Source organism: Enterobacter sp. WPR_3_1 (genome assembly GCF_003635055.1).
Taxonomy (GTDB): domain Bacteria; phylum Pseudomonadota; class Gammaproteobacteria; order Enterobacterales; family Enterobacteriaceae; genus Enterobacter; species Enterobacter ludwigii.
In genome coordinates this window covers 87058-104670 of record NZ_RBXU01000002.1, presented here as the reverse complement: position 1 = coordinate 104670, position 17613 = coordinate 87058, and the positions used below count along the sequence as shown (strand labels likewise).

Genomic DNA, 17613 nt, shown 5'->3' with positions numbered 1-17613 from the left:
TGGTAGTGTGGGGTCTCCCCATGTGAGAGTAGGGAACTGCCAGGCATCAATTAAAAGAACCCCGTACCGTATGGTGCGGGGTTTTTTGCTTTGGGTTTTTCCCGCCACCAGAGAGAGCATCAGACAGCACACCAATTCAAAATAAACGCGGCGATCTCCTCAACGTTATTCAAATTCAGTACCGGTACCTCCAGATCCAGGGCTACGTCACTGGCGACTGCAATTACATGCTCATCGAGCGTCAGCTCGTGAACATCATGCCCGGCATGGCTTCTGAACAGCAGGATCTTTGCCACCGCGTCATGCTTAAACCCCTCAACCAGCACCAGATCCAGAGTAGAGTGATCCATCCGGCTAACCAGATACATGAGATCCAGCGGCGCTTCATCCGGTGTTTCAGTCATCAATGCCCAGCGCTGATCACTCGCCACCATCGTTTGGGCTGCTCCCGCCTTACGCAGCTCATAGCTGTCTTTTCCCGGCTTATCGACATCCATATTGTGATGCGTATGCTTAATTAATCCGGGGCGAACACCTTTAGCGCAAAGCGCAGGGATCAGTTTTTTCAGCAGCGTCGTTTTCCCGGTACCACTCCAGGCTGAAATGGCCAAAACAGGTATCATTTTTTCTCCTGCATCATCTGCAAATCTTCTGTGGTATTGACGTTCATAAACGCCGATTTCAGATCGCTAAAATCGACGGGATGGCCGCCTGACTGGCGCATAAAAGCCATCACCCTGCGCTCTCCTGCCGTCAGGTACTCCTGTAACGCCGGAACTAACGAACGGTGGATCAACGCAACAGCAGGGTGGTCACGCTCACCGTCATGGGCCCAGACAACGGGTGCGCTACCACGAAGCCGCACCATGCGTTCGACAAGACAAGACGGAATAAACGGGGTATCACACGGACAGAAGATAAACCACTCCCCGTGCGACTGCTGCATAACCGAAAGCATACCGGCCAGCGGCCCGGGGTAATTCTCCTGCGTATCCTCGTAAACGGGATACCCGCTACGCTGATAAACATCTCTATGCCTGTTAGCGCTGATGGCCATTGTCATGACCTGGTCCGCAAGCGTATCAGCGACATGCTGCCAGAGTGGCTTACCGTTAAGGAGCTGAAGACCTTTATCTTTCCCCCCCATTCGGGTTGCCTTGCCACCCGCCAGAACAACGCCGATTATTTGCTGGCCATGATTCATGAATATCGCCTCTTTTATTGTGGGATTGACCCTGCTAACGTGTCACTCTCAATGAAAGGAGCACCACCATGAAATGTAAACGTCTGAATGAAGTCATTGAACTCCTCCAGCCGGCCTGGCAAAAAGAGCCAGAGCTTAATCTGATGCAATTTTTACAGAAACTGGCGAAAGAGTCAGGTTTTGACGGCGAACTGACAGACCTTTCTGACGATATCCTGATCTACCATCTCAAAATGCGCGACTCTGCCAAAGACGCTGTTATTCCTGGTATTCAGAAAGATTATGAGGAAGATTTTAAAACCGCGTTGCTGCGCGCACGTGGCGTAATTAAAGAGTAAAAGCTTGTAAGCGGCGGCACCGAAATCGCCACAAGATGATATCCTGAATCATTCGTATAATTTCCGGATGATCGGATGAACGACCAGGCTTTTACTTTCCAGACATTACACCCGGATACCATTATGGATGCGCTGTTTGAACAGGGTATTCGGGTGGATTCCGGGTTAACTCCCTTAAATAGCTACGAAAACCGCGTCTATCAGTTTCAGGACGAGGATCGTCAGCGCTTCGTCGTAAAGTTCTATCGCCCTCAACGTTGGTCCGCAGAACAAATTCAGGAAGAGCACCAGTTTGCTCACGATCTGCTGGATGATGATGTTCCCGTTGCCGCGCCGCTTAAATTTAATAACCAAACGCTGCTCACCCACGAAGGGTTTTACTATGCCGTATTCCCAAGCCTGGGGGGCCGCCAGTTTGAAGCGGATAATATCGATCAGATGGAGTGGGTTGCCCGATATCTGGGACGCATTCACCAGACGGGACGCAAAGAAGACTTTATTGCCCGTCCGACAATCGGTATTCAGGAATACCTGCTTGAACCTCGTCAGGTATTTGAAACCTCGGCGCTAATCCCCAAAGCGCTTAAGGATAATTTCCTCAACGCGACCGATAAACTTATTGATGCGGTGAAAACTTGCTGGCGCGATGATATTTCCGTTCTGCGTCTGCACGGCGATTGTCACGCTGGTAATATTCTCTGGCGTGATGGCCCGCTGTTCGTCGATCTCGATGATGCACGTATGGGGCCTGCGGTTCAGGACCTGTGGATGCTGCTCAATGGCGATAAAGCTGAGCAACGGATGCAGCTTGAAACGATTATTGAGGCCTATGAAGAGTTTAGCCCTTTTAATTCAGACGAAATTGTCCTGATTGAACCTTTACGCGCGATGCGTTTTGTTTATTATCTCGCATGGTTAATCAGGCGTTGGGACGATCCTGCATTTCCCCGTAATTTCCCGTGGCTTACCGGAGAGGATTACTGGCGCAGCCAGATATCCACATTTACTGAGCAGGTTAAGGTTCTTAAGGAGCCCCCTCTGCAATTAACGCCGATGTATTAATTGGACACACCCAGGAGAGAGTTAATCATGAAAAAAATTTGGCTGGCGCTGGCAGGTATGATTCTGGCATTTAGCGCTTCTGCTGCGCAGTTTACCGACGGCAAACAGTATACGACGCTGGAAAAACCAGTCGCTGGCGAGCCACAGGTTCTGGAGTTCTTCTCGTTCTATTGCCCACATTGCTATCAGTTCGAGCAGGTGCTGCATGTTTCCGATAACGTGAAGAAAAAGCTGCCAGAAGGCACCAAAATGACCAAGTATCACGTTGAGTTCCTGGGCCCATTGGGTAAAGACCTGACTCAGGCATGGGCGGTAGCTATCGCGCTGGGCGTGGAAGATAAGATCACTGCACCAATGTTTGAAGCAGTCCAGAAAACCCAGACAGTTCAGACGACTGCAGATATCCGTAAAGTCTTCGTGGATGCCGGTGTGAAAGGTGAAGAATACGACGCGGCATGGAACAGCTTTGTGGTGAAATCTCTGGTAGCCCAGCAGGAAAAAGCCGCCGCAGACCTTCAGCTGCAGGGCGTTCCGGCGATGTATGTTAACGGCAAATATCAGCTGAACACGCAGGGCATGGACACCAGCAGCATGGATATCTTCGTACAGCAGTACGCGGATACCGTGAAATATCTGGTCGAGAAGAAGTAAGATCAATAAAGAAAAAAACGCCGGTCACTGACCGGCGTTTTTGTATGAAGATTTAATCTTTTCTATCTGTTCATCTTTCTCATTCCAGAGCGTATTCAGCCAACGCTGGAAAAGACGTTTGAAATTCTTATCGTTAACGTAATCCCCGTGCAACCCGTCATCAACCGGCACCAGCTCGATGCGTACAACGATCCGCGTCAGCTTGCCGCTGAGCATATCGAAGAACGGTGTCCTGTCGTTTTCCGGATAGCAGAGCGTGACGTTGAGTAATTTATCGAACTGCGCGCCCAACACGTTAAGCGCCATCGCAATGCCCGCAGCCTTGGGCGGCAGCAGGTGCTGATAAGGAGAGCGAGTTTGTTGACGCTTCTCTTCCGTAAAGCGCGAGCCTTCCACGAAGTTCACAATGGTTGTCGGATGCGCGCGAAATTTTTCGCAGGAACGGCGCGTGGTTTCCACATCTTTACCACGACGCTCCGGATGACGAAGCAAATAGCTGCGCGAATAGCGTTTCATAAACGGCATATCGAGCGCCCAGCAGGCCAGACCGATAAAAGGCACCCAGGCGAGCTGCTGTTTCAGAAAGTATTTGTTCATCGGGATATGTTTGCGGAAAAGCACGCATAACACCACGATGTCTGCCCAGCTGTGGTGGTTGCAGATAAGCAGGTACCAGTTCTTTTTGTTGAGGCCTTCAAGCCCTTCCACATCCCACTTCAGGTGTGGGTTCAGGTACAACAGGAACGCCAGTCCTTCACACCAGCAGTACATCATGAAATTACAAAATGCGGATACGGCTCGCCATACCACGGGCACGGGCAGCAGCAACTTAATGATGCCGGCAACAATGATCGGCACAGAACAGGCGACAGTCACCAGAATAGTTAAAATGATGCTTAAAGGTAATGTTATTGCTGCGAGCAATCTCGACATGATGAGCTTTTTCAGATGGTTAGCTGTAAGTGAGCGGCCGGCTATCCGGTGCAGGGCGCTGATTTTATCAGAAATCAGACAAAATAAGGGTGCTTTCATGCCAGGCGTTGCGGGATAACGCCTGGGAGCAGAAGATTTCGCTATAACGGCATGCGGCCCTGGGCTTATATCCACATAGACTAAATTGTCATCAATTGGCCATAAAGATCAAATGAAACATAATAACTCTATGATATATAGAATCTATTTATTATGAGGTATGTACTTTTAGCGTCTGTTATTCCTGTGACGTAAAAGTATGCACAAACTTATCCACAGATTTATTTTTGCGAGCGATCCTCACGATCGCAAAATCTTTTCCTGTATCTGGCGCTAATAACTGATGTTTTCATCCTTCTGTGGCATCCTTTACGCATAAATTGATTAAAGGCACGGACATTATGGTTCAGATCCCAGAAAACCCTCTTATTCTCGTCGACGGCTCTTCTTACCTGTATCGGGCGTACCATGCGTTTCCTCCTCTGACCAATAGCGCAGGGGAACCTACCGGCGCAATGTACGGCGTGCTAAACATGCTGCGCAGCCTGATCCTTCAGTACCAGCCAACCCATGCGGCAGTGGTGTTTGATGCGAAAGGTAAAACCTTCCGCGACGAGCTTTTTGAGCATTACAAATCTCACCGTCCGCCAATGCCTGACGATCTGCGTGCGCAGATTGAACCGCTGCACGCGATGGTAAAAGCGATGGGCTTGCCGCTGCTGGCCGTCTCTGGGGTCGAAGCCGATGACGTAATAGGTACGCTGGCACGTGAAGCAGAAAAAATGGGTCGTCCGGTACTGATCAGTACGGGGGATAAAGATATGGCGCAGCTGGTAACGCCAGGTATCACCCTGATTAACACCATGACCAACACCATCCTGGGGCCTGAAGAGGTGGTCACAAAATATGGCGTGCCGCCAGAGCTGATTATCGACTTCCTCGCGCTGATGGGCGACTCCTCGGATAACATCCCAGGTGTACCTGGCGTGGGTGAAAAGACCGCACAGGCGCTGCTTCAGGGATTGGGCGGGCTGGATACGCTGTACGCGGAGCCGGACAAAATCGCCGGGCTCTCCTTCCGTGGTGCAAAAACCATGGCCGGAAAGCTGGAAGAGAACAAAGAGGTGGCTTATCTCTCCTATAAGCTGGCAACCATTAAAACCGATGTTGAACTGGAACTGGGTTGTGAGCAGCTGGAAGTGCAGCAGCCTTCCGCAGACGAACTGCTAAGCCTGTTTAAGAAATACGAATTCAAGCGCTGGACCACGGACGTGGAAGCCGGTAAATGGCTGCAGGCAAAAGGGGCCAAACCGGCTGCTAAGCCAAAGGAGACGATTGTCGTTGATGCCGAAGAGCTGGCAGAAGAAGAGGCCATCGCGCTCTCTTTCGACAATTACGAAACCCTCCTTGAAGAGTCACAGCTGGTGGCGTGGATTGAGAAACTCAAAAAAGCGCCGTTCTTTGCCTTCGATACGGAAACCGACAGCCTCGATAACATCTCCGCCAATATGGTCGGCCTGTCATTTGCGACGGAGCCGGGAATGGCGGCCTATGTGCCCGTTGCACATGATTACCTCGATGCGCCTGATCAGATCCCGCGTGAGCGTGTGCTGGAGCTGCTGAAGCCGATTCTGGAAGATGACAAGGCGCTTAAGGTCGGGCAAAACCTCAAATATGATCGCGGCATTCTGCAAAACTATGGCATTGAGCTGCGCGGCATTGCGTTCGATACCATGCTGGAATCTTACATTCTCGACAGCGTGGCGGGTCGTCACGATATGGACTCCTTATCCGACCGTTGGCTCAAGCATAAGACCATTACCTTTGAAGAGATTGCCGGAAAAGGTAAAAACCAGCTCACCTTCAATCAGATTGCCCTGGAAGAAGCGGGTCGCTACGCGGCCGAAGACGCCGATGTCACGCTGCAACTGCACCTGAAGATGTGGCCAAAACTGCAGAAGCACGAAGGTCCGCTGAACGTGTTCCAGCACATTGAGATGCCACTGGTACCTGTGCTCTCGCGCATTGAGCGCAACGGCGTAAAAATTGATCCGACGGTGCTGCATAATCACTCTGGAGAACTGGCGCAGCGGTTGACCGAGCTTGAGCAGAAGGCGCATGAGCTTGCCGGCGAACCGTTTAACCTTTCTTCTCCGAAACAGCTTCAGACCATCCTGTTTGAAAAGCAGGGAATTAAGCCGCTGAAGAAAACCCCTGGCGGCGCGCCATCAACGTCTGAAGAAGTGCTTGAGGAACTGGCGCTGGATTACCCGCTGCCAAAAGTGATTCTCCAGTACCGTGGTCTGGCGAAGCTGAAGTCTACCTATACCGATAAACTGCCGTTGATGATCAACCCTAAAACGGGCCGCGTGCATACCTCGTATCATCAGGCTGTGGCGGCGACCGGTCGTCTCTCCTCGACCGATCCAAACCTGCAGAACATCCCGGTACGCAATGAAGAAGGCCGTCGTATCCGTCAGGCGTTTATCGCGCCAGACGACTACCTGATCGTCTCGGCCGACTACTCGCAAATTGAGCTGCGTATTATGGCACACCTGTCACGCGACAAGGGGCTGCTGACGGCCTTTGCGGAAGGAAAGGATATCCACCGTGCAACGGCGGCTGAAGTCTTTGGGCTGCCGCTGGACAGCGTGACTCACGAGCAACGTCGCAGTGCGAAGGCGATCAACTTCGGTCTGATCTACGGCATGAGCGCCTTTGGCCTTTCGCGCCAGCTCAACATTCCGCGTAAAGAGTCGCAGAAGTATATGGATCTCTACTTCGAGCGTTATCCGGGCGTGCTGGAATATATGGAACGCACCCGTGCGCAGGCGAAGGAGAAAGGCTACGTCGAAACCCTGGATGGCCGTCGCCTTTATCTGCCGGACATCAAATCCAGCAACGCCGCGCGTCGTGCCGGTGCAGAACGTGCTGCCATCAACGCCCCGATGCAGGGGACGGCGGCAGACATTATTAAGCGCGCGATGATTGCGGTTGATGCCTGGCTGGAAAAAGAGAAGCCACGCGTGAAGATGATCATGCAGGTACACGATGAACTGGTATTCGAAGTCCACAAAGATGATCTGGACACCGTGTCGAAGAAGATCCACGAACTGATGGAAAGCAGCATGACGCTTGACGTGCCGTTGCTGGTGGAAGTGGGCAGCGGTGAAAACTGGGATCAAGCTCACTAAGGGTTCTGCCAATAACGCGATTTTTATGTAAGTTAGCAACATAACAAAGTGCGTTTTGTGACGATCATTAGAATTCCCTATGTAAAGAATGAAAAAAAACTACAAAAAGTGCTTTTTCTACAGCAAAAAAAGGGGTAGAGTTATTCGCGTAGGGTACAGAGGTAAGATGTTCTATCTTTCAGACCTTTTACTTCACGTAATCGGATTTGGCTGAATATTTTAGCCGCCCCAGTCAGTAATGACTGGGGCGTTTTTTATTGCGGCAAAGAAAAATCCAGGCAAAAAAAAGCGCGGACATCGCCGCGCTCGGTATTACTCTTCTTCCGCTTCCGTCGCGGGTTCCAGCTCGTTGAACCAGCTATCGAGCTTCTGACGCAGCTTGTCGACACCCTGCTTTTTCAGCGAGGAGAACGGCTCTACCTGTACGTCGCCGTTAAAAGCCAGCACCGCTTCGCGAACCATATTCACCTGCGCTTTACGCGCGCCGCTCGCCAGTTTATCCGCTTTAGTCAGCAGTACCAGCACGGCTATCTCACTTGAGACAGCCCAGTCGATCATCTGCTGATCGAGATCTTTCAGGGGATGGCGGATATCCATCAGCACCACCAGACCTTTCAGGCACTGGCGTTTTTCCAGGTATTCACCCAGCGCGCGCTGCCATTTGATCTTCATCTCTTCCGGTACTTGCGCGTAACCATATCCCGGTAAGTCGACCAGGCGTTTGCCTTCTGCCACTTCAAACAGGTTAATCAGCTGAGTACGGCCAGGTGTTTTTGAGGTACGCGCCAGGCTCTTCTGATTGGTCAGCGTATTCAGGGCGCTGGATTTCCCCGCGTTAGAGCGGCCAGCAAAAGCTACTTCAATGCCAGTATCAGAAGGAAGGTGGCGGATATCGGGCGCACTGGTGACAAAATGCGTCTGTTGGTAGTTCCAGGTAGTCACGTGGTCGTCTCCAAAATCGTAATCTGAGGGGGATTATACCTGAATGCCGGCAAAAGACTTTTTTGATTGCACAGTGCCTGTAGGTTAAAACCCTGGCGGTTGTGAGAGATTGGCTATGAATACTATGGGAGATTTCAGAGAATTCGCAGGCGTTAAAAAAGCCAAATTGTTTTAAATCATAAGCTTATTCTCGGGTAATTATCTGAAAATCCGTTTTTGTGCCGTTTCGTTGCTTGTCAGTTTAACTGAACAGGGTAAAGTGTGCGTCAGGGCGAGGAAGCCAACAGGAAACAGACTTAAGGATTAGGGTCAGGAGCGCCAGGAGGCGAAGACGCAGGATTGTCAGGATGACCAACGCCTGGAGGCGTTTTAACAGGAAACGGAACCGTATCATGGACGGTATTAGCCAAGGGATAAACAGGGTTTGTTGTTGGCAAACACGGAATGTCTGACCCGTTAAGGGTTGTGAGTCAGGAAAAAAGGCGACAGATTGCTCTGTCGCCTTTTTTCTTTGCTTGCTTTCTGCTAGATTTCGCCGCAATTCTATACTGAAGAAAACGACTTAAAGATAAAACATCATGAAAAAACCGACCTCCGCTGCGGGCGCTAAACGCCCTGCAAAAGCACACCGCAAAACGCGCGAAGAACTGAACCAGGAATCGCGCGATCGCAAACGCGATAAAAAACATCGCGGTCATGCTGCGGGTAGCCGTGCAAACGGTGGTGATGCTTCTGGCGCTTCTGCGAAAAACAATCAGCAGAAAGACCCACGTATTGGCAGTAAAACACCTGTTCCACTGGGCGTGACAGACACCCCGGTCACTAAGCAGCACAAACCAAAGAGCGAGAAACCTATGCTTTCACCGCAGGCTGAGCTGGATTTGCTGGAGAACGATGAGCGCCTGGACGCGCTGCTGGAACGTCTTGAAGAGGGTGAAACCCTGACCGCCGAAGAGCAGTCATGGGTTGATGCCAAACTGGACCGCATTGATGAGCTGATGCAGAAGCTGGGTCTGTCTTACGACGATGACGAAGACGAAGAAGAAGACGAAAAGCAGGAAGATATGATGCGTCTTCTGAAGGGTGGAAACTAACATTTGCATCCGGCAGGGACGATAGTCCTGCTAATAACCCTTCCGGTTATATGTTATCTGGTGTGGTTATTCGTTAAACTACGGCGGTTGTCGCGGCGACAGAAGTGGCTGCGCACCCGAGTGATGGCCCGCGATGGGGCCAGAACGGGCCGCCGTATGCGAACGCGACACCAACGGAAGGAGTGAGCATGTCTGTACCAACTATCGACTGGGATTTGGCCCTAATCCAGAAATATAACTATTCCGGGCCGCGTTATACGTCATACCCCACCGCGCTGGAGTTCTCCGATAGTTTCGGCGAAGCGGCGTTTCAGCAGGCTGTCGCACGCTACCCTGAGCGTCCGCTGTCGCTCTATGTCCATATTCCGTTCTGCCACAAGCTCTGCTACTTCTGCGGCTGCAATAAAATCGTTACCCGTCAGCAACATAAAGCCGATCAGTATCTGGATGCGCTGGAGCAGGAAATTCTGCACCGTGCCCCACTGTTTGCCGGCCGTCACGTCAGCCAGCTTCACTGGGGTGGGGGGACGCCAACGTATCTGAATAAAGCGCAGATCAGCCGTTTAATGACGCTCCTGCGCAATAACTTCCGTTTTAACGACGATGCTGAAATCTCAATCGAGGTCGATCCGCGCGAAATTGAGCTGGATGTACTGGATCACTTACGCGCTGAAGGTTTCAATCGCCTGAGCATGGGCGTGCAGGACTTCAACAAAGAGGTGCAGCGGCTGGTGAACCGTGAGCAGGATGAAGAGTTTATCTTTGCCTTACTCAACCACGCCCGCGATATCGGCTTTACGTCGACCAATATCGACCTGATTTACGGCCTGCCTAAGCAAACGCCGGAGAGCTTCGCCTTCACGCTGAAACGCGTGGCCGAACTCAACCCGGACCGCCTGAGCGTCTTTAACTATGCGCATCTGCCGACGCTGTTTGCCGCTCAGCGCAAAATCAAAGATGCCGACCTGCCTTCTGCCCAACAGAAGCTGGATATTCTGCAGGAAACCATCGCCTCGCTGACCGAAGCCGGTTATCAGTTCATCGGCATGGATCACTTTGCTCGTCCGGATGACGAGCTGGCTATTGCCCAGCGCGAAGGCGTACTGCACCGAAATTTCCAGGGCTACACCACCCAGGGCGACACCGATTTGCTGGGGATGGGCGTCTCCGCCATCAGCATGATCGGGGACTGCTACGCGCAGAACCAGAAAGAGCTGAAGCTTTACTACCAGCAGGTAGATGACGCGGGCAACGCGCTGTGGCGCGGTATCGCGTTAACGCGCGATGACTGCATCCGTCGTGATGTGATTAAGGCGCTCATCTGTAACTTCCGTCTTGATTTCAGCGACGTGGAAGCGCAGTGGGATCTGCATTTCAGCGATTACTTTGCTGATGACCTGAAGCTGTTAGCGCCTCTGGCAAAAGATGGGCTGGTGGATGTTTCAGAACGTGCAATTGACGTGACACCCAAAGGGCGCCTGTTGATTCGTAACATCTGCATGTGCTTCGACGCCTATCTGCGTCAGAAAGCGCGTCTGCAGCAGTTCTCACGCGTCATTTAAGACGTGCCAACATATTTGGCCGGGTAAGGCGAAGCCGCTACCCGGCTTTTTTGTTAGCGACTCTCTAGCTAAACAGCCCAACCAGCGCCGCGCACAGCACAGCAGCAACGGCTGTTTGTGGCGTGTGGCTTTCAGCTGCTCCACTTGAGAGCATATTCACTAATGTTTCCAGCATGATGATCACCCTCACTTTCCGGGCACGATCATACAAAAATCATTGATACAGTAAAGCGCAAAATAGCAGCAATTTGCGCTCAATTAATAACCTTTACACAAGGGTAAAGATCACTCCATGCCAAGCTCTTTCAGCTTACGCGTCAGGGTATTACGTCCCCATCCCAGCAGGCGTGCCGCTTCCTGCTTATGGCCCTGTGTATGGCGGAGTGCGGTGGTCAACAGCGTGCGCTCCATCTCGGGCTGGGCTTCAGACAGCAAGTTTTGATGACCGGAACGCAGCGCGCGATCGGCCCACTGTGCCAGCAGCGTCGCCCAGCTGTCCGGCAATGCATGTCCGGTGCTGCTTTCTGGCGCAGTCGCTTCAAACAGTTCAGCCGGTAAATCCTGAATCAGGACTTCCTGTCCGGCGGCCATTACGGTCAACCAGCGACAGGTGTTTTCCAGCTGACGCACGTTGCCCGGCCACGCCAGGCGGGTGAGGGCGGCATCGGTTTCCGGGTGCAACTGCTTGGCTTCCACGCCCAGCTCACGGGCAGCGACCTGCAGAAAATGACGCGCCAGGCGGGGAATATCTTCACGGCGTTCACGTAGCGGTGGCAAATGAACGCGGATCACGTTCAGGCGATGGAATAAATCCTCACGGAATTTACCTTCCTGGACGCGCTGCTCCAGATTCTGGTGCGTCGCGGCAATAATGCGTACATCGACCTTCACCGGCGCATAGCCACCTACGCGATAAAACTGTCCGTCGGCCAACACGCGCAGCAGACGGGTCTGGACATCCAGCGGCATATCGCCGATTTCATCCAGAAAGAGTGTTCCACCATCAGCCTGCTCGAAGCGACCCTGGCGAATGGTATTCGCGCCGGTAAAAGCCCCTTTCTCATGGCCAAACAGTTCGGATTCAATTAAATCCTTTGGGATGGCGGCCATATTCAGGGCGATAAACGGTGCTTTTGCCCGCGGGCTGTGGCGATGTAAGGCATGCGCTACCAGCTCTTTACCGGTTCCCGATTCGCCATTAATCAGTACGCTGATGGACGAGCGTGACAGACGGCCAATGATACGAAACACATCCTGCATGGCTGGCGCTTCGCCAATGATGTCCGTCGTGGGCCCGAAGTCAGGCGTGTGACGAGGCTGCTGCTGCTCCTGGTAGTGGCTGATCGCGCGCTCAACCAGGGCGACCGCTTCGTCGATATCAAACGGTTTGGGCAGGTAATCGAACGCCCCTTGCTGATAGGCGCTCACCGCGGCGTCCAGGTCGGAATGCGCCGTCATTATGATGACCGGAAGCATAGGATGGCGTTGTTTGATCTGCTTTAAAAGCGCCAGCCCGTCCATTCCCGGCATGCGAATATCCGAAAGCAGCACATCCGGCGTTTTGGTGGTGAGTGCGTCGAGCACTTCGCTGCCGCTCTCAAACGTCGTGCAGCTTAATCCTGCCCCTGTGAGCGCGCGTTCAAGCACCCAACGGATGGAGCTATCGTCATCGACTACCCAGACTATCCCTCGTTGCATAAACGTCACCTTTATTTTTTAATCGGCAGGAAAACCGAAAACTCGGTATGTCCCGGCCAACTGGTAAATTCAATTTTTCCAGAGTGTTGATCGATCAAACTACGGGCAATGGATAACCCCAGGCCGGTACCGCCTTCGCGACCGCTGACCATCGGGTAGAACAGGGTGTCCTGAAGATGCGACGGAATACCCGGCCCGTTGTCCTCAACGTCGATGCGGGCAGCCAGACGATAGCGCACGCCGTGCAGTGTGAGCTGGAACGCGGTGCGGGTGCGCAAAATAATTTCGCCCCCTTCCGGCCCCAGCGCCTGCAGGGCATTACGCACAATATTCAGCAAGACCTGCTCAATCTGGTCCGGATCGTGCGCCAGTTCCGGCAGGCTTGGGTCGTAATCACGGACCAGCGTGACGTTCTCCGGCAGCTCCATCGAGACGAGTTTCACAACCCGCTCAGCCACTTTATGAATACTTTCTGAGACATGCATGCCGGGCTGTTGCGGCCCGAGCAGACGGTCAACCAGGTTACGCAGGCGGTCTGCCTGCTCAATGATGACGTTGGTGTACTCCGCCAGCGCAGGGTCGGGCAGCGCTTTGGTCAGGAGTTGTGCCGCACCGCGTAAGCCACCCAGCGGGTTCTTGATTTCATGCGCCAGGCCTCGCACCAGGTCACGGGCGGCAATTTGCTGGGCATGCTGAAGTTGCTCCTGGCTCAGGCGGCGCTGATTATCCATCGGCGCCATTTCAAGCAGGATCAGTCCTTCAGGAAGCCGTTGTGCGGTAAGCGATAAAATATGTGAGCGCCCGTCGATCACCAGCGTGACTTCGTTATCGGTAAAGCCCTGACCGGCCTGCAGACTTTCCTGCATCAGGCCAATATTCAGCGAGAAATAGCTCAATAATTCCGGAAGCGGGGTGCCAAACAGTTTGCGTGAGCTCTGGGCGAGCAGCTGCTGCGCCGCCGGGTTGGCGTAATGTACGGCCAGCTCGTCGTCGACCAGCAAAATACTGTTAATCAAAGAATTGAGGATCTGCCCAGCATCGGGCAGCGTGCCAGTTGCCATTCAGCAGTCTCCTGGAGTTGGTTGCACTAATTTAGTGCAGTATAGCTTTTTCGTCGTAAAAAGCGCGTGAGATCAGTTTGTTGGTGGAGAAAAAAGCCCATCCGGAGATGGGCTGAAAGTTTCCACGGCAACAAATAAAAGCTTGTGAGATCGCGCGTAAAAGGGCGCGCGAAACTCATTGAAACTTAAACGCTGTAGTACAGTTCGAACTCAACCGGGTGTGGCGTCATACGCACACGGTCGTTCTCTTCAGTACGCAGGGCGATGTAAGCATCGATAGCGTCGTCAGTGAACACGCCACCCGCAGTCAGGAACTCGCGGTCTGCGTCCAGCGCCTGCAGGGCTTCTTCCAGAGAGCCTGCAACCTGTGGGATCTCTTTCGCTTCTTCTGGCGGCAGGTCGTACAGGTTTTTGTCCATGGCTTCGCCTGGGTGGATCTTGTTCTTGATACCGTCCAGACCCGCCATCAGCAGTGCTGCGAAGCACAGGTATGGGTTAGCAGCTGGATCCGGGAAGCGAACTTCGATACGACGCGCTTTAGGAGACGCTACCACCGGGATACGGATAGAAGCAGAACGGTTACGCGCAGAGTACGCCAGCATTACCGGTGCTTCGTAGCCTGGGACCAGACGCTTGTAGGAGTTAGTGGTTGGGTTCGCCAGGGCGTTGATCGCTTTAGCGTGTTTGATTACGCCGCCAATGTAATACAGAGCCTGCTCAGACAGACCGGCATATTTGTCGCCAGAGAACAGGTTGGTTCCGTTCTTGGACAGAGACATGTGGCAGTGCATACCGGAACCGTTATCGCCAAACATTGGTTTTGGCATGAAGGTCGCGGTTTTACCGAAACGGTGCGCAACGTTGTGCACAACGTATTTGTAGATCTGAATTTCGTCTGCTTTTTTGGTCATGGTGTTGAAGCGGGTTGCCACTTCGTTCTGACCCGCAGTCGCCACTTCGTGGTGGTGAGCTTCAACCACCAGGCCCATCTCTTCCATCACCAGACACATGGTGGAACGGATGTCCTGAGCGGAGTCGACCGGAGGAACCGGGAAGTAACCGCCTTTAACGCCAGGACGGTGACCTTTGTTACCACCTTCGTATTTGGTGGAGGAGTTCCATGCACCTTCGATATCGTCGATGGCAACGTGGGAGCCAGAAATAGAGGCACCGAAACGGATGTCATCAAACAGGAAGAATTCTGGCTCTGGCCCGAACAGTACGGTGTCTGCGATACCGGTTGAACGCAGGTACTCTTCAGCGCGTTTCGCGATGGAGCGTGGGTCGCGGTCGTAGCCCTGCAGTGTGCCTGGCTCGAGGATGTCGCAACGGATGATCAGGGTTGGTTCTTCGAAGAACGGATCAATGACCGCAGTGGAAGCGTCAGGCATCAGAACCATGTCAGATTCGTTGATACCTTTCCAGCCGCCAATGGAGGAGCCGTCAAACATTTTGCCTTCTTCAAAGAATTCGGCGTTTACCTGATGAGCAGGAATAGTGACGTGCTGTTCTTTACCTTTGGTATCGGTGAAGCGCAGATCAACAAACTTCACTTCATGTTCGTTCAGCATCGTCAAAACGTGTTCAGCGGACATACTTAACTCTCCAGATTGGTCATTGTCGTCGTGGTAACGAGGTCTTCAATTTCTGTCTTGGGCTGGCTGTGTGCCATTTTTTTGCCGTATTTTTATAAAGCGAAATCTGTGCCAACTTTTAAAACACCCCAAAAAGGCGTTATCATGCGCACCATAGTGCAAAAGTGCTGCACCACAATGGTTATGTTGCACCAGTATAGTGCTTCAGTGTGAACACTGAGCACCATATTGGTGCAATTTTCGTTAAAGTGCCCTTTTTACGCTCCGTGAAAGCGATCACAAAGCATCTCTGCAATACTTGTTTGCGGGGGATGTTTGTGATCCTGTTTTGTAGTGCGATTAATCCGTGTACAATAACGCGCTATTTCTAATGCCTGAGGCAAAGTTGTGATCGAAAATTTGCGTAACATCGCCATCATCGCGCACGTCGACCATGGTAAAACCACCCTGGTTGATAAGCTGCTGCAGCAGTCCGGTACGTTTGATGCTCGTGCCGAAACTCAAGAGCGTGTGATGGACTCCAACGATTTGGAGAAAGAGCGTGGGATTACTATCCTCGCGAAAAACACCGCTATCAAATGGAATGACTACCGTATCAACATCGTTGATACCCCAGGGCACGCCGACTTCGGTGGTGAAGTTGAGCGCGTGATGTCCATGGTGGATTCCGTGCTGCTGGTGGTTGACGCATTTGACGGCCCAATGCCGCAAACGCGCTTCGTGACCAAAAAAGCATTTGCCCATGGCCTGAAACCTATTGTTGTTATCAACAAGGTTGACCGTCCGGGCGCGCGTCCTGACTGGGTTGTTGATCAGGTGTTCGACCTGTTCGTTAACCTCGACGCGACCGACGAGCAGCTGGACTTCCCTATCATTTACGCTTCGGCGCTGAATGGTATCGCGGGTCTGGATCACGAAAATATGGCGGAAGACATGACTCCGCTGTATCAGGCGATTGTCGATCACGTACCGGCTCCGGATGTTGATCTTGATGGTCCGCTGCAGATGCAGATCTCCCAGCTGGACTACAACAACTACGTTGGCGTTATCGGTATCGGCCGCATCAAACGCGGTAAAGTGAAGCCGAACCAGCAGGTTACTATCATCGATAGCGAAGGCAAAACCCGTAACGGTAAAGTGGGCAAAGTGCTGACTCACCTGGGTCTGGAGCGTATCGACAGCGAACTGGCTGAAGCGGGCGACATCATCGCGATTACCGGTCTGGGCGAGCTGAACATCTCTGACACCATCTGCGACCCGCAGAATGTGGAAGCGCTGCCAGCCCTGTCCGTTGATGAACCAACGGTAACCATGTTCTTCAACGTCAACACCTCTCCGTTCTGTGGCAAAGAAGGTAAATTCGTTACCTCTCGTCAGATCCTTGACCGCCTGAACAAAGAGCTGGTGCACAACGTTGCGCTGCGCGTTGAAGAAACTCAGGATGCTGACGCATTCCGCGTTTCTGGTCGTGGTGAGCTGCACCTGTCTGTTCTGATCGAAAACATGCGTCGTGAAGGTTTCGAAATGGCGGTTTCCCGTCCGAAAGTTATCTTCCGCGAAATCGACGGCCGTAAACAAGAGCCGTTCGAGAACGTAACGCTGGACGTTGAAGAGCAGCATCAGGGTTCTGTTATGCAGGCTCTGGGTGAGCGTAAAGGCGACCTGAAAAACATGAATCCAGATGGCAAAGGCCGCGTACGTCTCGACTACGTGATCCCAAGCCGTGGTCTGATCGGTTTCCGTTCAGAGTTCATGACCATGACGTCCGGTACCGGTCTGCTGTACTCCACCTTCAGCCACTACGACGACGTGCGTCCGGGTGAAGTTGGCCAGCGTAACAACGGCGTTCTGATCTCCAACGGTCAGGGTAAAGCGGTTGCGTTTGCGCTGTTCGGTCTGCAGGATCGCGGTAAGCTGTTCCTGGGTCACGGTGCTGAAGTTTATGAAGGCCAGATCATCGGTATTCACAGTCGTTCTAACGACCTGACTGTAAACTGCCTGACCGGTAAGAAACTGACCAACATGCGTGCGTCCGGTACTGACGAAGCAACGGTTCTGGTTCCACCGATCAAGATGACCCTGGAGCAAGCTCTGGAGTTCATCGATGACGACGAACTGGTAGAAGTGACCCCACTGTCTATCCGTATCCGTAAACGTCACCTGACCGAGAACGATCGTAAACGTGCAATGCGCGGTGCGAAAGAAGAGTAATACGGTCAATCCGTAGGCCGGGTAAGCGC

The 17613-nt window shown here is 52.6% G+C and carries 16 protein-coding genes; 8 read left to right on the top strand and 8 right to left on the bottom strand.

The features are described from left to right. Positions 1-119: 119 nt before the first annotated feature. The gene (gene mobB / locus BJ887_RS00975) at positions 120-623 is read right to left on the bottom strand and encodes a molybdopterin-guanine dinucleotide biosynthesis protein MobB (protein WP_121339076.1); all 504 of its coding nucleotides are present in this window, start codon (positions 621-623) and stop codon (positions 120-122) included. Further along, positions 620-1204: a molybdenum cofactor guanylyltransferase MobA gene (gene mobA / locus BJ887_RS00970; RefSeq protein ID WP_032679272.1), complete on the bottom strand. Its 585-nt coding sequence runs from the start codon at positions 1202-1204 to the stop codon at positions 620-622. Before mobA ends, mobB begins: the two co-directional genes overlap by 4 nt. A gap of 68 nt (positions 1205-1272) precedes the next feature. Between mobA and BJ887_RS00965 the strand changes: the two genes are divergently transcribed. The 3 genes from BJ887_RS00965 (at position 1273) to dsbA (ending at position 3255) form a co-directional block, all read left to right on the top strand. Further along, entirely contained in the window at positions 1273-1542 is a 270-nt protein-coding gene (locus tag BJ887_RS00965) for a YihD family protein (protein ID WP_010436801.1), read from the top strand. A 75-nt stretch (positions 1543-1617) separates the two neighbouring features. Then, positions 1618-2604 (top strand): serine/threonine protein kinase, encoded by a 987-nt coding sequence (locus tag BJ887_RS00960; RefSeq protein WP_020883991.1) that lies wholly within the window; start codon positions 1618-1620, stop codon positions 2602-2604. Positions 2605-2631: 27 nt separating this feature from the next. Then, positions 2632-3255: a thiol:disulfide interchange protein DsbA gene (gene dsbA / locus BJ887_RS00955; RefSeq protein WP_020883990.1), complete on the top strand. Its 624-nt coding sequence runs from the start codon at positions 2632-2634 to the stop codon at positions 3253-3255. A 24-nt stretch (positions 3256-3279) separates the two neighbouring features. Here dsbA and BJ887_RS00950 read toward each other — a convergent pair whose 3' ends face one another. Beyond that, complete coding sequence (locus BJ887_RS00950) at positions 3280-4131, bottom strand: acyltransferase (RefSeq protein WP_229216791.1); 852 nt, start codon at positions 4129-4131, stop codon at positions 3280-3282. On the opposite strand from BJ887_RS00950, the gene BJ887_RS22985 reads away from it, so the two are divergent. Then, positions 4028-4306, top strand: a complete 279-nt coding sequence (locus tag BJ887_RS22985) for a hypothetical protein (protein ID WP_226864116.1) — start codon at positions 4028-4030, stop codon at positions 4304-4306. The two genes, BJ887_RS00950 and BJ887_RS22985, sit on opposite strands and share 104 nt — an antisense overlap. A 322-nt stretch (positions 4307-4628) precedes the next feature. Then, on the top strand, positions 4629-7421 hold the full coding sequence (gene polA / locus BJ887_RS00945; protein ID WP_032679270.1) for a DNA polymerase I: 2793 nt from the start codon (positions 4629-4631) through the stop codon (positions 7419-7421). Positions 7422-7733: 312 nt separating this feature from the next. On the opposite strand, the gene yihA is transcribed toward polA, so the two are convergent. Beyond that, positions 7734-8363 carry a ribosome biogenesis GTP-binding protein YihA/YsxC gene (gene yihA, locus BJ887_RS00940; protein WP_014172255.1) on the bottom strand — a complete coding sequence of 210 codons (630 nt, stop codon included), beginning with the start codon at positions 8361-8363 and terminating at the stop codon, positions 7734-7736. Between the two features lie 578 nt (positions 8364-8941). Here yihA and yihI point away from each other — a divergent pair. Beyond that, a complete protein-coding gene (gene yihI, locus BJ887_RS00935) occupies positions 8942-9457 on the top strand; it encodes a Der GTPase-activating protein YihI (protein WP_121339073.1) in 516 nt (171 codons plus the stop codon). Between the two features lie 188 nt (positions 9458-9645). Further along, positions 9646-11019, top strand: a complete 1374-nt coding sequence (gene hemN, locus BJ887_RS00925) for an oxygen-independent coproporphyrinogen III oxidase (protein ID WP_049021822.1) — start codon at positions 9646-9648, stop codon at positions 11017-11019. A gap of 64 nt (positions 11020-11083) precedes the next feature. Here the strand turns inward: hemN and BJ887_RS00920 are convergent, their stop codons facing one another. The 4 genes from BJ887_RS00920 to glnA form a co-directional block, all read right to left on the bottom strand. Continuing rightward, positions 11084-11194 carry a YshB family small membrane protein gene (locus BJ887_RS00920; protein WP_032670298.1) on the bottom strand — a complete coding sequence of 37 codons (111 nt, stop codon included), beginning with the start codon at positions 11192-11194 and terminating at the stop codon, positions 11084-11086. Positions 11195-11304: 110 nt separating this feature from the next. Next, positions 11305-12717 carry a nitrogen regulation protein NR(I) gene (gene glnG, locus BJ887_RS00915; RefSeq protein WP_020883985.1) on the bottom strand — a complete coding sequence of 471 codons (1413 nt, stop codon included), beginning with the start codon at positions 12715-12717 and terminating at the stop codon, positions 11305-11307. A gap of 11 nt (positions 12718-12728) precedes the next feature. Beyond that, on the bottom strand, positions 12729-13778 hold the full coding sequence (gene glnL / locus BJ887_RS00910) for a nitrogen regulation protein NR(II) (protein WP_014172250.1): 1050 nt from the start codon (positions 13776-13778) through the stop codon (positions 12729-12731). 185 nt (positions 13779-13963) lie between these two features. Continuing rightward, on the bottom strand, positions 13964-15373 hold the full coding sequence (gene glnA / locus BJ887_RS00900; protein ID WP_014172249.1) for a glutamate--ammonia ligase: 1410 nt from the start codon (positions 15371-15373) through the stop codon (positions 13964-13966). Between the two features lie 387 nt (positions 15374-15760). Here glnA and typA point away from each other — a divergent pair, with 387 nt between their 5' ends. Then, a complete protein-coding gene (gene typA, locus BJ887_RS00895) occupies positions 15761-17584 on the top strand; it encodes a ribosome-dependent GTPase TypA (protein ID WP_014172248.1) in 1824 nt (607 codons plus the stop codon). The last annotated feature ends 29 nt before the right edge of the window (positions 17585-17613 follow it).

What these genes read in the sequence shown, in the direction of transcription:
- mobB (WP_121339076.1), bottom strand. Translation starts at nt 623, where the DNA reads ATGATACCTGTTTTGGCCATTTCAGCCTGGAGTGGTACCGGGAAAACG.
- mobA (WP_032679272.1), bottom strand. Translation starts at nt 1,204, where the DNA reads ATGAATCATGGCCAGCAAATAATCGGCGTTGTTCTGGCGGGTGGCAAG.
- BJ887_RS00965 (WP_010436801.1), top strand. Translation starts at nt 1,273, where the DNA reads ATGAAATGTAAACGTCTGAATGAAGTCATTGAACTCCTCCAGCCGGCC.
- BJ887_RS00960 (WP_020883991.1), top strand. Translation starts at nt 1,618, where the DNA reads ATGAACGACCAGGCTTTTACTTTCCAGACATTACACCCGGATACCATT.
- dsbA (WP_020883990.1), top strand. Translation starts at nt 2,632, where the DNA reads ATGAAAAAAATTTGGCTGGCGCTGGCAGGTATGATTCTGGCATTTAGC.
- BJ887_RS22985 (WP_226864116.1), top strand. Translation starts at nt 4,028, where the DNA reads ATGAAATTACAAAATGCGGATACGGCTCGCCATACCACGGGCACGGGC.
- polA (WP_032679270.1), top strand. Translation starts at nt 4,629, where the DNA reads ATGGTTCAGATCCCAGAAAACCCTCTTATTCTCGTCGACGGCTCTTCT.
- yihI (WP_121339073.1), top strand. Translation starts at nt 8,942, where the DNA reads ATGAAAAAACCGACCTCCGCTGCGGGCGCTAAACGCCCTGCAAAAGCA.
- hemN (WP_049021822.1), top strand. Translation starts at nt 9,646, where the DNA reads ATGTCTGTACCAACTATCGACTGGGATTTGGCCCTAATCCAGAAATAT.
- BJ887_RS00920 (WP_032670298.1), bottom strand. Translation starts at nt 11,194, where the DNA reads ATGCTGGAAACATTAGTGAATATGCTCTCAAGTGGAGCAGCTGAAAGC.
- glnG (WP_020883985.1), bottom strand. Translation starts at nt 12,717, where the DNA reads ATGCAACGAGGGATAGTCTGGGTAGTCGATGACGATAGCTCCATCCGT.
- glnL (WP_014172250.1), bottom strand. Translation starts at nt 13,778, where the DNA reads ATGGCAACTGGCACGCTGCCCGATGCTGGGCAGATCCTCAATTCTTTG.
- glnA (WP_014172249.1), bottom strand. Translation starts at nt 15,373, where the DNA reads ATGTCCGCTGAACACGTTTTGACGATGCTGAACGAACATGAAGTGAAG.